At 62.3% G+C, this 13,619-nt stretch carries 9 protein-coding genes; 3 read left to right on the top strand and 6 right to left on the bottom strand.

Translation table 11 applies throughout. The features are described 5' to 3' along the window. The first annotated feature begins 13 nt into the window (after window positions 1–13). Window positions 14–1,774, top strand: coding sequence for a monovalent cation:proton antiporter-2 (CPA2) family protein (locus tag R3E82_09055; GenBank protein MEZ5551021.1), 1,761 nt, complete (start codon window positions 14–16; stop codon window positions 1,772–1,774). A 364-nt stretch (window positions 1,775–2,138) separates the two neighbouring features. On the opposite strand, the gene thrS is transcribed toward R3E82_09055, so the two are convergent. The 5 genes from thrS to R3E82_09080 form a co-directional block, all read right to left on the bottom strand. Further along, window positions 2,139–4,067 carry a threonine--tRNA ligase gene (gene thrS, locus R3E82_09060; protein ID MEZ5551022.1) on the bottom strand — a complete coding sequence of 643 codons (1,929 nt, stop codon included), beginning with the start codon at window positions 4,065–4,067 and terminating at the stop codon, window positions 2,139–2,141. Window positions 4,068–4,187: 120 nt separating this feature from the next. After that, window positions 4,188–4,694: a peptidylprolyl isomerase gene (locus R3E82_09065; GenBank protein ID MEZ5551023.1), complete on the bottom strand. Its 507-nt coding sequence runs from the start codon at window positions 4,692–4,694 to the stop codon at window positions 4,188–4,190. A gap of 94 nt (window positions 4,695–4,788) precedes the next feature. Then, entirely contained in the window at window positions 4,789–6,024 is a 1,236-nt protein-coding gene (locus R3E82_09070) for an LLM class flavin-dependent oxidoreductase (GenBank protein MEZ5551024.1), read from the bottom strand. Window positions 6,025–6,112: 88 nt separating this feature from the next. After that, on the bottom strand, window positions 6,113–7,672 hold the full coding sequence (locus R3E82_09075; protein ID MEZ5551025.1) for a sodium:solute symporter family protein: 1,560 nt from the start codon (window positions 7,670–7,672) through the stop codon (window positions 6,113–6,115). A 46-nt stretch (window positions 7,673–7,718) separates the two neighbouring features. Next, a complete protein-coding gene (locus R3E82_09080; protein ID MEZ5551026.1) occupies window positions 7,719–8,984 on the bottom strand; it encodes a cytochrome P450 in 1,266 nt (421 codons plus the stop codon). Window positions 8,985–9,089: 105 nt separating this feature from the next. Here R3E82_09080 and R3E82_09085 point away from each other — a divergent pair, with 105 nt between their 5' ends. Then, window positions 9,090–10,460 (top strand): MFS transporter, encoded by a 1,371-nt coding sequence (locus tag R3E82_09085; GenBank protein ID MEZ5551027.1) that lies wholly within the window; start codon window positions 9,090–9,092, stop codon window positions 10,458–10,460. A 60-nt stretch (window positions 10,461–10,520) separates the two neighbouring features. Then, complete coding sequence (locus R3E82_09090) at window positions 10,521–11,651, top strand: glycosyltransferase family 1 protein (protein ID MEZ5551028.1); 1,131 nt, start codon at window positions 10,521–10,523, stop codon at window positions 11,649–11,651. Here R3E82_09090 and R3E82_09095 read toward each other — a convergent pair. Beyond that, window positions 11,570–13,522: a DUF3604 domain-containing protein gene (locus tag R3E82_09095; GenBank protein MEZ5551029.1), complete on the bottom strand. Its 1,953-nt coding sequence runs from the start codon at window positions 13,520–13,522 to the stop codon at window positions 11,570–11,572. The genes R3E82_09090 and R3E82_09095 overlap by 82 nt on opposite strands. Between the last annotated feature and the right edge of the window lie 97 nt (window positions 13,523–13,619).

Below are 13,619 nucleotides of genomic sequence, written 5' to 3' on the forward strand. Positions count from 1 at the left end.
CTGGAGTCATGGATTGAACTTTCTGGCTGAGGCGCTCGTCTTCCTGGGCGCCGCCATCATTGTGGTACCGATCTGCAAGCGCCTGGGGCTCTCTGCCGTGCTCGGCTATCTGGCCGCCGGTGTGCTCATCGGGCCCAGCGGTATCGGGCTCGTCCTCGAAAAGGAAGAAGCCAGTGAAGTGATGCACTTCGCCGAGATCGGCGTGGTGCTGCTGCTGTTTATCATCGGCCTCGAACTGCAGCCCCGGCGCCTGTGGGTGATGCGCCGGATCGTGTTTGGACTGGGTACGGCACAGGTTGTGCTGACTTCGGTGGCCATCACACTGATTGCCACCTGGCTGCTGGGGCTGGCGTGGACACCGGCCATGCTGCTCGGCTTCTCCCTGGCACTCTCCAGCACAGCATTCGTGCTGCAGCTGCTGGGTGAACGTCGCACACTCAATCATCCACACGGTCGTGCCGCCTTCGGCACGCTGCTGCTGCAGGATCTGGCGGTGATTCCGGCCATCGCCGTGGTCAATCTGATGGGGGAAGGCGACGGCAGCGAATCGACCTGGGTCGAAAACACGCTCGTGGTCCTCGGCACTCTGGCGGGCCTTGCGGTGGTACGTTTTTCTCTGCGCCCGCTGCTGCGGTTTGTCGCTTCCACCGGCATTCACGAACTCTTCATCGCCGCGGCCCTTGCGCTGGTGGCAGGTGCGGCATTGACCATGGAGTCCATCGGCTTGTCCATGGGGCTCGGCGCCTTCGCCGCCGGCATGATGGTGGCGGACTCGGAATACCGCCACCAGCTGGAAGCGGATGTCACCCCCTTCAAGAGCCTGCTGCTCGGACTGTTTTTCATGGCGGTCGGAATGTCTGCCGACCTCTCCCTGCTGGTCTCCGCACCTGGGCTGATCCTTGGGCTCACGCTGGCGCTGGTGATCGTGAAAACCGTGCTGGTCTTCCCGCTTGCCCTGCTGCACGGCCTCGACGCACGGGAATCCCTGCGCACCGCGATCATCCTCTCTCAGGGCGGCGAGTTCGCTTTTGTTTTGCTTACCGCCGCCATCGGTGTCGGCGCTCTGACCTCAGGCACCGCAGACATCGCGGTACTGGTCGTGACCCTGTCCATGGCATCTACGGCCGGGCTGGCAGCACTCGCGGATCGACTGCTGCAAAGCGAAGACACCCGCGCCTATGACGAAATCGAAGAGCCCCAGACACCCGTTGTGATTGCCGGATTCGGCAGAGTGGGCCAGATCGTGGGCCGCATTCTCTCCATGCGGCAGATACCCTTCACCGCTCTGGAAACCAGCTCGGCACAGGTCGACTTTGTGCGCAAGTTCGGCAACAAGATCTATTTCGGTGATCCATCGGACATGAATCTGCTGCGTACCGCCCACATCGAGTCCGCGAAGGCCATAGTGATTGCCGTCGACAGCGATGACGCCGCCGTGCAGATCGCCCGCCAGGTGCGCGAGACCTGTCCGAACACCCGCATCCTGGCCCGCGCCACCAATCGCCAGCACGAACTCAGGTTGCGTGAAATCGGCGTGGACTACGTGATCCGGGAAACGCTGCTGTCGAGTCTGGAACTGTCGATCGAACTGCTGACTACTGTGGGCATGAATCGCAGCGAAGCCGAAGAGGCCGTCGCCACCTTTCGCGTGCACGATGCCGCAACCCTGGACAAACAGCTCGCCCTCTATCACGACGAAGAGGCCTTCCGCCGCTCCACGGTGGACGCCGCGCGGGAACTGCGGGATCTGTTCGACGAGGATGCCAAGGCCTGAGCTCCACGCGCTTCGGCCAGGTATTTCGGAAGCAGTTTAATCGGGGCGTGGGTGAGGACCTGTGATCCCGGGCCTCGCTCGGCAGCTCCGCTGTGCCCTCGTGTGGCTTTTTGCCTCGCGGGAAGCCCGCGAGTCAAAAAGCCGTACTCGGCCTCGCTACACGGCCCGGGGTCACAGGTCCTCACCCACGCCGGTTAAATTCTTCCCGGATTCCTGGCCGTGCTTCTGGCCGCAATTCACAACGGTCACGCGGCGCTTAATGGGGATCTCTGAGTCCTGCGATGCGCGTGTTGGGTGCTACCTCTAAAGCGGTCTGGTCTCGCGGGCCTGTCTCGGAACCATCTCGAAGCTGGGGGGGGTCCCGTCAGGAAACGTTGCGGACCAGCGGCGACTGCGACTCTTCCACCAGCGCCGCGACCGTGGCGACAAGCGCCTGCACGTCCTGCGACTTACCCCCAAGACGACGGATAGCCACCGTCTGCTCTTCTGCTTCCCGTTTACCCACCACCAGCAGCACGGGCACTTTGGCATGACTGTGTTCGCGCACCTTGTAGGAGATTTTTTCATTGCGCAGATCGAGTTCTGCGCGCAGGCCCGCAGCCTGCAGTGCCTGGAGCACGGACCTGGCATAGTCGTCCGCCTCTTCGGTGATGGTCGCAACCACAACCTGCAGCGGCGCCAGCCATAAGGGGAAGTGCCCCGCATAGTGCTCGATGAGGATGCCACAGAAGCGTTCGAGGGAACCGAACATCGCCCGGTGGATCATCACCGGATGTTTACGCTCCCCGTCCGCATCCACAAAGGTGGCACCGAGACGTTCGGGCATGTTGAGATCGACCTGCACGGTGCCGCACTGCCAGTCGCGACCAATGGCATCCCGCAGCACGAATTCGAGTTTGGGTCCGTAGAAGGCACCTTCGCCCGGGTTGAGGGTCCATTCCACCTGCATCAGGGCCAGGGCTTCCTTCAGGGCCGCTTCGGCATGGTCCCAGACCTCATCCGAACCCACCCGCTGTTCCGGACGGTCGGAAAATTTCACCACCACATCTTCGAAACCAAAATCGCGGTAGATCTCATAAATCAGTCTGGATGCCTTCACACATTCTTCAGCGATCTGCGTCTCTGTGCAGAAAATGTGCGCATCGTCCTGGGTGAACGCCCGCACCCGCATGATGCCGTGCAGCGCGCCGGAAGGCTCATAGCGATGCACCTTGCCGAACTCGGCAATGTAATGCGGCAGATCCCGGTAGCTCTTGATGCCCTGTTTGAAGACCTGGATGTGGCCGGGGCAGTTCATCGGCTTGACCGCGTACAGGCGCTCGTCCGGTGTCTGGGTGAGGTACATGTTCTCGCCGAACTTCTCGGCGTGCCCCGATTTCAACCAGAGGGAATGGTTGAGAATTTCCGGCGTGTTCACTTCCTGATACCCGGCCCGCGCCTGCTTTTCACGCATGTAGCCGATCATCGCCTGGAACAGCGTCCAGCCTTTCGGATGCCAGAACACCGCACCCGGGCCTTCTTCCTGGAGATGGAACAGATCCATCTCCCGCCCGAGCCGGCGATGGTCGCGTTTCTCCGCTTCCTCGAGCCGGGTCAGATAATCCTTCAGGTCCGCTTCGCTGGCCCAGGCGGTACCGTAGATGCGCTGCAGCATCTCGTTGTTGGAATCACCCCGCCAGTACGCGCCGGCAAGGGACATCAGTTTGAACGCTTTACCCAGTTTTCCAGTAGACGGCAGGTGGGGTCCACGACACAGATCGATAAACTCACCCTGGCGGTACAGACCGACTTCTTCACCGGCAGGGATACCGGCAATGATCTCAGCCTTGTAGTGCTCGCCGATGCTCTTGAAGAAGGCAACCGCCTCGTCCCGATTCCAGACCTCGCGCCGGATGTCCTCATCCCGGGCAACGATCTGGCGCATGCGCGCTTCGATGGTTTCGAGATCTTCCGGGGTGAATCGCTCTTCCCGCGCGAAATCGTAAAAGAAGCCGTTTTCAATTACCGGGCCGATGGTGACCTGGGTGTCCGGGAACAGTTCCTTCACCGCCTCTGCGAGAATGTGCGCACCATCGTGACGCAGCAGCTCCACCCCTTCCGGGCTTTTCGCGGTGATGATCTCCACCCGGGCATCGCGTTCGATGGGCAAATACAGATCCTTGAGTTCCCCGTCGACCCTGATGGCGAGCGCCGCCTTGACCAGAGACTTCGAAATGTCCGCGGCCACGTCGGTACCGGTCACCGGCCCATCGAAGGACCTGACCGAACCATCGGGTAGCGTGATTTTCACCATCTTTCTGATCTGCCTTTAAAAACGATTGCAACCAAAGCGCGCGATTGTAGTAAAGCCCGCCTTCGAGGTCGACGCCGCCTCCCCGGTCACTGCGACCCGAGCAGGCGGATCGAACCCGATCTAACGATCCAGGACTTTGTTCCACTCGGTGACGCGATCCGCCTGTGCGGCGAGCAGTGCATCCGCATCTCCTTCGATGGTGATGCTGTTGATCAGATCGCCCTGGGCGATCATGTCCACCACAGTCTGATCCGCCGCGCCCTGCACCGCGCCGAAGATGGTGTGCTTGCCGTCGAGCCAGGGCGTGGCCACATGGGTGATGAAAAACTGGGAGCCATTGGTGCCGGGACCGGCGTTCGCCATCGACAGCTTGCCCGGTTCGGAGTGGCGCAGTTCCTTCACACATTCGTCTTCGAATTTGTATCCCGGTCCACCGGTGCCGGTACCCTGGGGGCAGCCGCCCTGGATCATGAAATCCGCAATCACCCGATGAAACTTCAGCCCGTCGTAAAAACCCCGGCGCGCCAGGTTCACGAAATTGGCCACGGTGACCGGTGCTCTGTCCGGCATCAGATCGACGTTGATGGTGCCTTTGCTGGTATCGAAAATGGCGGTGAGTGTGCTCATGGAGGTCTCCTTTTCTGGTTGAAACTTGAAAATCGTAAAGCCGTGGACCGGGGACCGGCCGGTCTGGCAGCGGTCCCAGGCAATTGACCTGACGTCAGCTCGCGGACTTGCCGCCAAGCTTCGGCGCATGATGCGCGGGGATCGCGGTCTGAGCATTGGCTTCCTCGCTCATCGCTTGCACCGCGCGTTCGTTTTCCATGATCTTCGAGATCACGGCGGCACCGGCCCGGTCGAAGACCTCCCGGTTGTTGATCACATAGCGCTGTGAATCCCGGTAGGCGTCGAGCATGCCGCGCACTTCCGGAATCACGTAGCGGGCAACCATGTCCCAGCTGCGGAAGGTGGCTTCCGGGTTAGCCCAGTCGTTGACAAAGCCGATCACGGTGCCGAAACCGCCGGTGAGGGTCTGCAGCCGACGGATCGTATCGATCAGTTCATCCGGTGTGCCGATGATGGCCATTGCCGAGTCACCGCCGGACATCTGCTCAATCGCTTCGTCCGCGTTGTCGTAGGCCACCGCGCCCGGACGCATCAGGGTGCCCACGGTGTATTCGTTATGCCAGCGCAGCAGGCCGTGTTTGGCTTCTTCCCTGGCTTTCGCCTTGGTCTCTGCAAGGTGCCAGGAAAGCACCACACGCCAGTCTTTCCGGTCGACCCGGTTGCCATGTTTCGCCGCACTTTCCTCGGCGAAACTCCACTGGGTGGGCAGCGCCTGCAGACCGGCGGTGGACATGGAGCCGATGGAGAGCACACCGGTGCCGTGTTTTCCGGCGAGGGTCATGCCCGATGGACTGATCATGGAGGCTACCGCGAAGGGCAGGTCTTCCTGTACGGGCAGCAGCTGCAGCCGCGCATCGCGCAGGGTGAACCAGTCGCTGTCGTGGCTGAAACGCGCCTCGCCGCGCAACAGCTTGCGGATCACCCCGATGGCTTCATCCTGGCGATCCCGCTGTACCATGGGATCGATACCCAGGGTGTGGGCGTCCGACGGCAGAGCCCCCGGGCCGGAGCCGAATATCACCCGGCCGCCGGTCATGTGATCGAGCTGCACGATGCGCTGGGCCACATTGAAGGGGTGGTGGTAGGGCAGCGAGACCACGCCGGTGCCGAGCCGGATGCGGTGACTGCGTTCCGCAGCGGCGGCGAGAAACAGCTCGGGGGAGGCGATAGTCTCCCAGCCGGTCGAATGATGCTCGCCGCACCAGAACTCGTCGAATCCCAGACGGTCCAGATGGGCCACCAGATCCAGATCGCGACGCAGCTGCAGGGTCGGATTTTCCCCGATGGGATGGTGCGGAGCGAGAAACGCCCCGAAATTGATTCGTGCCATGACGGCCTCCGTTGTTCGCGGGAATCCTGGAAGGCGGCGATTGTCGCATTCCCCGGGGTATCAGCGCCAACCCGCCGCACCCCGGTGTTCAGGCGGGATCGAACAGCCGGGCCAGATGGGCGGCCGGCAGCGGCCGGGTGAGCTTCGAGACGCTGAAGGTCACCAGAATCGAAACCAGTTCGCCCATGGCGGCACAGCTGTAGGGATTCGGACCCTCGGCGTACAGCCAGGCCACTACGGAATGCAGGAGACCGGGGTCGAACCATGCCGGGTCGAGCATCCGGGTATGCAGTATCAGGAAGGTCAGGAATCCGCTGAGCAGTCCGGCGTAGGCACCGCTGCGGGTCACCCCCTGCCACAGCGCGCCTACCACCAGCGGTCCGGCAAAGGCCGCCATCATGCCGCCATTGCCGATCCACACAATCAGGGCGATGTTCACATCGAGCAGGGCCCAGGCCATGCCCATGGTCAGGAGCAGTACCACCACCGTCGACGCCCGGCTGATCTTCAGCACCCGCCGGTCGAGTACCTCCTCGCTCAGCGGCGTCTGCAGGCGCGGCACTATGGTGCGCCGGTAAAGATCGTTGGCAATGATCTGGGAGGATGACACCACCAGTCCGTCCGCCGTGCTCATCACCGCGGAGAGGACGCCGATGCCAACCAGCGCGGCCAGCCAGGGGGGAAACAGCTCGATGAACAGCCGTGGCAGCGCCTCGTTCGGGTTGGCACCGTCGGCGTAGAGCTCCGCGCCGAACAGTGCCCGGGCAAGCAGACCGCCGATACCCAGCAGCGCCAGTGTCATACCGAAACCGAAGGCCAGTTTCACGAAACGCATCTGTCCGCCTGTGTCCTTCAGTGCCCAGAGCTTGTTGCCCAGGTGCGGCAGCAGTCCCAGCGGCATGTGGGCGAGCACGATGGCAAGCACCGCCCACCAGGAGTGGTACAGCGGGGTTCCCGGATTAAGTGGGGCAACGAGATTGTCATCCTGGGCGGCCAGTCTGTCGACCACTGCACCGAAACCACCTTCGATCCCGAGCCCGAACAGGACCATGAGGATGACCACCACCGCCAGCACCAGCATCATGAAACCCTGCACGCCATCGGTGAGGATGTCCGCGTGGGCACCCCCGAGCACCACATAAAACAGCAGCACCAGGGTCGTGATCAGCAGCGCCCAGCCCGGTGACAGTCCCAGCATCTGCTCGAACATGACCACACCGGACACCAGTTGCCCGGCCAGATAGAAGAGCAGCACCAGCGACATCAGCGAGACCAGCACCCGGATGCCCTCGGAGCCATAGCGATCGCCGAGATACTCGGGGATCGACCGGTTGCCGAAGCGGTTTCCGGCGGTGGCGATCAGCCGCATGCTGATCAGAACACCGAAGTACAGACCGATGGGATAGAGGAAGTGACTCCAGGTCGCAGACAGCCCCCACTCGTAAGACAGGGCCGGTCCGCCGAGGAAGGTCGCACCGCTCGCGGTGGAGGCCGCAAAGGCAAAGGCCAGGAAAACAGGTCCGTAGGAACCTCTTGCGGTCGCGAAATCATCCGCGTGGGCGATACGGCGCTGGGCATAGAGTCCGATGGCCACCATCAGGCCCACATAGAGCACCAGAAACAGCCACGACCAGCCGATCAGGCTCATCGGCCTGACTCACGCAGCATCAGCGGCCTGTAACAGGCGTTTCTGATCAATGGGGGTGCAGGCGCACCGGAACGTCCTTGATGCCGCGGATGAAATTGTTGGGCAGGCGTACCGCACTGTCGAGCAGTTCCACACGCTGGAAACGTTTGACGATCTCTTCCCAGAGGATACGCAACTGCATTTCCGCGAGCCGGTTGCCCATGCAGCGATGAATGCCGTAGCCGAAGGAAACATGGGAGCGGGCGTTGTGTCGATCGATCAGGAATCGATCCGCATCTTCGAACACCGACTCATCCCGGTTGCCCGAGAGATACCACATGATCACCTTGTCGCCCTCACGGATCTGCTGGCCGCCGAGTTCGACATCGCGCAGCGCCGTGCGACGCATGTGAATGACCGGCGTCTGCCAGCGGATCATTTCAGACACCATGTTCGGGATCAGACCGGGATTCCTGCGCAGCTTGTCATATTCATCCGGATACTGATTCAGGGCCAGCACACCGCCGCTGATGCTGTTGCGGGTGGTGTCGTTGCCGCCGACGATGAGCAGCAGGATGGTGCCGAGAAACAGCTTCGGATTTTCAGCCATGTTCTTCGTCGCTTCGCCATGGGCGAGCATGGAAATAAGATCGAAAGTCGGTGGTGCCGCCGCACGCTGCGCCCACAGCTGATAGAACGCACCCGCGCATTCCATCAGGTCTTTGTGGCGCTGCTCCATATCCAGGCTGTCATCGCCCGTCACCTGGGGTACTGCGGTGGTGATGTCCGACCAGTAGACGAGCTTGCGGCGCTCTTCGTAGGGGAAATCGAACAGGGTGGCCAGCATCCGCGCGGTCAGCTCGATGGAGACCCGATCGACCCAGTTGAAGCGTTCGCCAACCGGAAGATTCTCGAGGATGTCCACCACCCGCTCGCGGATCAGCGGCTCGAGATTGGCCAGATTGCGGGGCGATACAGAAGGGGAAACCGTGTTGCGCTGGGGTCCGTGCTGGGGAGGATCCATGGAGATGAAGTTTTCGATCCGCATCTCTTCCGGGTCTACGCCATTGATGGGTTCACTCGGCGGATCGACGATGGAAATACCCTGGGCGGAGGAAAAGTCCGTGTGATTGGTATCCACGTCCATGATGTGCTGATGGCTGCTGACAGACCAGAACGGGCCGTTACTGCTCTCCGCCAGATAGTGCACGGGGGCCTCTTTGCGCAGGCGGGCGAACCAGGGTCGCCAGGAATCGTCCCGGAACAGTTCGGCCCGGCTCACATCAATTTCTTCCAGCGGTACCGAATTCACGTCTACGGAAGTGTTTTTCACTGCGCTCATCATTCAGACTCCAGACTGTAGGGAAGGATTGTAGCCGCGGCAGGGACAAGCGTCATGCGCAGCAGAAATTTTCCCCTGAGCCTGTAGTATCCGCCCATGACGTCGACCCCAAGCACCGTGCCAGAGGATCACGGCAGCAGACCGCCGAAGAACCTGCCGCTGCGGGTGATCTGGTCCTACACCCTGTCCCGGGTCGGTCTGTCCATCATGGGGGTCATGTTCGGTGTGTATTTCATGAAATACGCAACCGACGTGCTGCTGATCGCACCGGCGGTGATGGGCACTCTGCTCGCCGCCGCGCGGCTCTGGGACGGTGTGACCGACCCCCTGGTCGGCTACCTGTCGGATCGCACCCGCTCGCGTTTCGGCCGACGGCGTATCTGGATGTACGCCTCGGCGCTGCCGGTGGGTATCGGCACCGTGATGATCTGGGCACCTCCGGTGGATCTCAGCGGCGCGCTGCTGGTGGGCTGGATGGTACTGGCTCTGCTCGTCTATGAGACCGCATCCACCGCCTTCCTGATTCCCCATGGCGCCCTCGGCATGGAGCTCACGCCGGGTTATCACGAGCGCACCCGGCTGTTCGGCTATGTGCACATGATCGGCTTCATCGGCAGTGTGCTGGGCATGGCCACCCTGCAGGTCATGAACATGGTGGAGGACAAGCGGGCGTTTGCCTTCGATCTTTCGCTGGTGGCCGGTGTCATCGTCATGGCCACCATTTTTCTGACCACCCGCGCTCTGCCGGAGAAGGCCGAGCACCAGGGACGCGGCAGCTCGAACGTCTTCAAGTCGTTCTTCGACGTGTTCCGCAATCCCCATGCCCGGGTGCTGCTGGTGGTCTTCGGCGTGGAGACCTACGGCCTGGCGAGCGTGTTCACCCTCACGCCCTATCTGGTGGCTTACGTATTCCCGCTCGAAGCCCTGCTGGTGGCCGTGATGCTCACCTATGCCCTGCCCCAGGTACTTTTCACCCCGGTCTGGATGTGGCTGGCCGGACGCTTCGGCAAGCAGCGCGTGTGGACCACGGCACTGCTGTGCGCTTCTGTGCCCTTTGTGGGCTTCTATCTGCTCGAATCACCTGGGATAACGTTCTGGGTGCTGACCTTCATCACCGGCTTCCTCGCCGGCTGCGGCGCGGTGCTGCAGCCGGCCATTCAGGCGGATGTGATCGACTATGACGAACTCAAAACCGCAGAACGCAAAGAAGGTGCCTATCTGGCGGTATGGAACCTGATCCGCAAATGCTCGGCTTCGCTGTGCGCGCTGATCACCGGACTGGTGCTCCAGGCGTCCGGTTTCGAGCCGAACATGGTGCAGTCCGAGGACACCCGGGACGCCATCAAGGCCATCTTCGGTCTGCTGCCCGCTGCCTGTTATTTCCTCGGTGGACTGCTCTTCACGACCTTCAGTTTCAACGAAGCCGAGCATGCGGCGGCCCGCACCGAGCTCGATCTGCGCACTTGAGATCATCGGGGAGGGCGCTACCATGCGCGCCGGTACGTTAATCAGGGGGAACCCACCCGCATGCGCCTGCTGCTGATCTCAGATGCCTGGCACCCCCAGGTCAACGGTGTGGTACGCGCCCTGTCGACCATCCGTGATCGGGCCGCGGCTCGAGGGATCCAGGTGGAGGTGCTGGGTCCGGACAGGTTCCGCAGCCTGCCCTGCCCCACCTATCCGGAAATCCGGCTGGCACTGAGCACGCCCGCACGGATCGCACGAATCATCGATGAAGTTGCGCCCGATGCGGTGCACATTGCCACCGAAGGTCCGCTGGGGCTCATGGTGCGCCGGGTAATGAAGCAGCGCGGACTGCCCTTCACCACCTCGTTTCACACCCTGTTTCCCGACTATCTCCAAGTGCGCTTCGGCCTGCCCGCGCGCTGGACCTTTGCGGGCTTACGCAGGTTTCACGCCGGTGCAGCTGCCACCATGTATTCCACGCCGACTTTGTGCGCGCTGCTCGAATCCCACGGCTTCTCCAACCTGGTGCAGTGGGTGCGCGGGGTGGACACCGAACTGTTCCGGCCAGTGCCCCCGGTCGAACTGAATCTGCCGAAGCCCATCCAGCTCTTCGTCGGCCGGATTGCCGTGGAGAAGGGACTCGAAGACTTTCTTAAACTCACAACCCCCGGCAGCAAGGTCCTCATCGGCGATGGACCCCAGCTCGCAGAACTCAAGCGCCGCTATCCCCACGCACACTTTCTCGGCGCCAGATTCGGCGAAGACCTGGTGGCGCACTACAGTGCGGCGGACGTCTTCGTGTTTCCTTCGCGCACGGACACCCTCGGACTGGTGATGCTGGAAGCCATGGCCTGCGGTGTGCCCGTGGCCGCTTTCCCGGTAATGGGCCCGCTGGACGTCGTCGCCGACAGCGGTGCAGGTCATCTCGATACGGATCTTGCCGCTGCGATCGAGGGCGCCATCGGCATCGACCCGGCCCTCTGCAGAGCGCGCGCCCTCGCCCACTCCTGGGACGAGTCGCTCAATCAGTTTCTCGACAATCTGGTGCCCTTTACCCAGGCGAAGGCTACCCGGGCGACAGCCGGCCCGGCGACTTCGGACGGATCCGCTCAGGCACCGTTGCCGGCACCCCCGTCCGTCCCCTCCGCTCCCGGTATAAACCAGATCGGCGAAGACCAGGCCCGCTCCTGAAGGGTTGCCGGCAGATCGGGACGCACCGGAACACCGGCGCGCAAAGCGTCCCAGGTCGACCAGCGGCAGGTCGGGTTTTCCAGAACCCGCACGTAGTAAAAGGCCTGCTGCCGGGGATCAAAATCCGGATCCTGCCACAAAGCCCGCAGCTCGGCGGCTCCGGAACCAGCGCTGGTGCTGCAGTCACTCAGATTCACCAAAGCCCCGTTATCCGGACAGCGATGGCTTGTGGCGTCGACCGCGACTCCGCCCGAGCACGCGACATCGTAAACGGCCTCCCGGGCGCCGCCTTCTTCATACCAGCCCTTGATGATCTGGGCCCGCTGCAGCGGCACACCGAGCGGATCGCGACTGGCCCAGACCAGGAAGTCCGGCGCTCGCGCACCCTTACCCAGCAGATCGCCACCCATCGTGGTCGCATGCGCATACAGAGCGCCGATGTCGTCACTGGACCCATCGATGTCATATCCTGAGAAGAAGCGCACCTGGATGCGCGGGCCACTGGTGGCAAAGGTTTCCTTGCGCCGGAACGCATCGTAAATCGAATCCCGGGTGTTGGATTCGGCCCACACCCCGGTCAGACCCGCCGCACTCCAGAACCGGTAGTAGACGTCCAGATAGGTATCCGGATCACCCGGCGTCCGGGGTACGGATCCGCGTAACGGGGCAGTTGCATCGAGCAGGCCGACCTTGCTCCAGTAGTTGGACTCGTCAAACGAGCCGGCCGACACATGGGTGTCGCTGGCACCAGCAACGCCGAAGCGGTAGGGGTTTACGCCAGTCGTCGCCTCCAGTGTGAGGCCCCGCAGATAAGCGTCGCGCACATAACTCCCCGGTGGATCGCTGGGTATCGTGGTGGCTATCCGGTAGGGGAAGATCTCGAAGTTCGCCCACTCGTCGTTCGGCGCGAGCGCCGGGTGGGTGTCCGAAGTCCCCTTCACCTGGGTGATCTCCACCAGCGGTTCATTGCGCATCCGCAGTTCAGCATACTCCGCGTCGATCGGGTCACCGGCCCAGTCTGTCAGCTCGAACATCATGCCGCTCGAACCATTCGAGTTGTGGGGAATGGCCAGCGCCTCGATGCCCTCATCACGCAGACCGTCCATCCAGGCCCAGAGCTTCTCCGGATTGGTGTCGTCGAGTCTGCTGAACGGCAGGGGCGGCGCCTTACTGCCCCGGAAGATCACATTGCGGTGGAGATTCTGATTCTCGCTGCCGGAGGAGGTGTATTCATAGCCGATGAAGGTGGTAAAGGATCCGGGGTCATTGTGTCGCTCTGCCGACTCGACGATGGCCTTCCAGGCCGATCGGAACACCTCCGGATCGAGCAGATCACTGCCATCCATATCGCCACGGAAGTATCCGCCCATCTGCTGGAAGGCCTCACGGATGGAGGGAACGTCCTTCGCCTGCTGCAGGTAGCGGGCAGCCGGATGCTGACCGGCCCGGGTTGCAGGGTCACTCATCTCCGCCAGCATGCCCAGATAGGCGGCATGATCGGTTACGGCCTGAAAATCCAGCGGCCTGCTGAGCTGCATGTCGAAACCGCCCGGATGGGGAATGGACTCACCTTTCGCAAACCGGTAGGCGTCGTCCGGGCCTGTGCGCGTGCCGAAGATGAAAGCATCAAAAGAAAAGCGGGTGTGGACGTGCAGGTCGCCGAAATAGGCACTGCGGTTCGGGTTGGCGGCAATCGTGCCGGCGGCGTGCATCGTGCCCTGCCCGACCGCCTGCTGGATCTGATCCGAGGCGGCAGGTTCCGGTGTGCCATCCTGGGTGGTCCTGCCGGGTGCCGGATCCGAGCAGGCTCCCAGGAACAACAGCGCCAGCAAGGCACAACAGAACACAGAGTTCGCTATTTTTCCGTTCATCTTCATCCCTTCCCGCAGCTGCTGTCTGGGTGAATTAAAACACAGCACAGCGCCGATGGTTGCTCCACCGCGGGGGTGTCTTCTTTTTGTCCATTAC

Source organism: Pseudomonadales bacterium (assembly GCA_041395945.1).
GTDB lineage: Bacteria > Pseudomonadota > Gammaproteobacteria > Pseudomonadales > Azotimanducaceae > SZUA-309.

What these genes read in the sequence shown, in the direction of transcription:
- thrS (MEZ5551022.1), bottom strand. Translation starts at nt 4,067, where the DNA reads ATGGTGAAAATCACGCTACCCGATGGTTCGGTCAGGTCCTTCGATGGG.
- R3E82_09065 (MEZ5551023.1), bottom strand. Translation starts at nt 4,694, where the DNA reads ATGAGCACACTCACCGCCATTTTCGATACCAGCAAAGGCACCATCAAC.
- R3E82_09070 (MEZ5551024.1), bottom strand. Translation starts at nt 6,024, where the DNA reads ATGGCACGAATCAATTTCGGGGCGTTTCTCGCTCCGCACCATCCCATC.
- R3E82_09075 (MEZ5551025.1), bottom strand. Translation starts at nt 7,672, where the DNA reads ATGAGCCTGATCGGCTGGTCGTGGCTGTTTCTGGTGCTCTATGTGGGC.
- R3E82_09085 (MEZ5551027.1), top strand. Translation starts at nt 9,090, where the DNA reads ATGACGTCGACCCCAAGCACCGTGCCAGAGGATCACGGCAGCAGACCG.
- R3E82_09090 (MEZ5551028.1), top strand. Translation starts at nt 10,521, where the DNA reads ATGCGCCTGCTGCTGATCTCAGATGCCTGGCACCCCCAGGTCAACGGT.
- R3E82_09095 (MEZ5551029.1), bottom strand. Translation starts at nt 13,522, where the DNA reads ATGAACGGAAAAATAGCGAACTCTGTGTTCTGTTGTGCCTTGCTGGCG.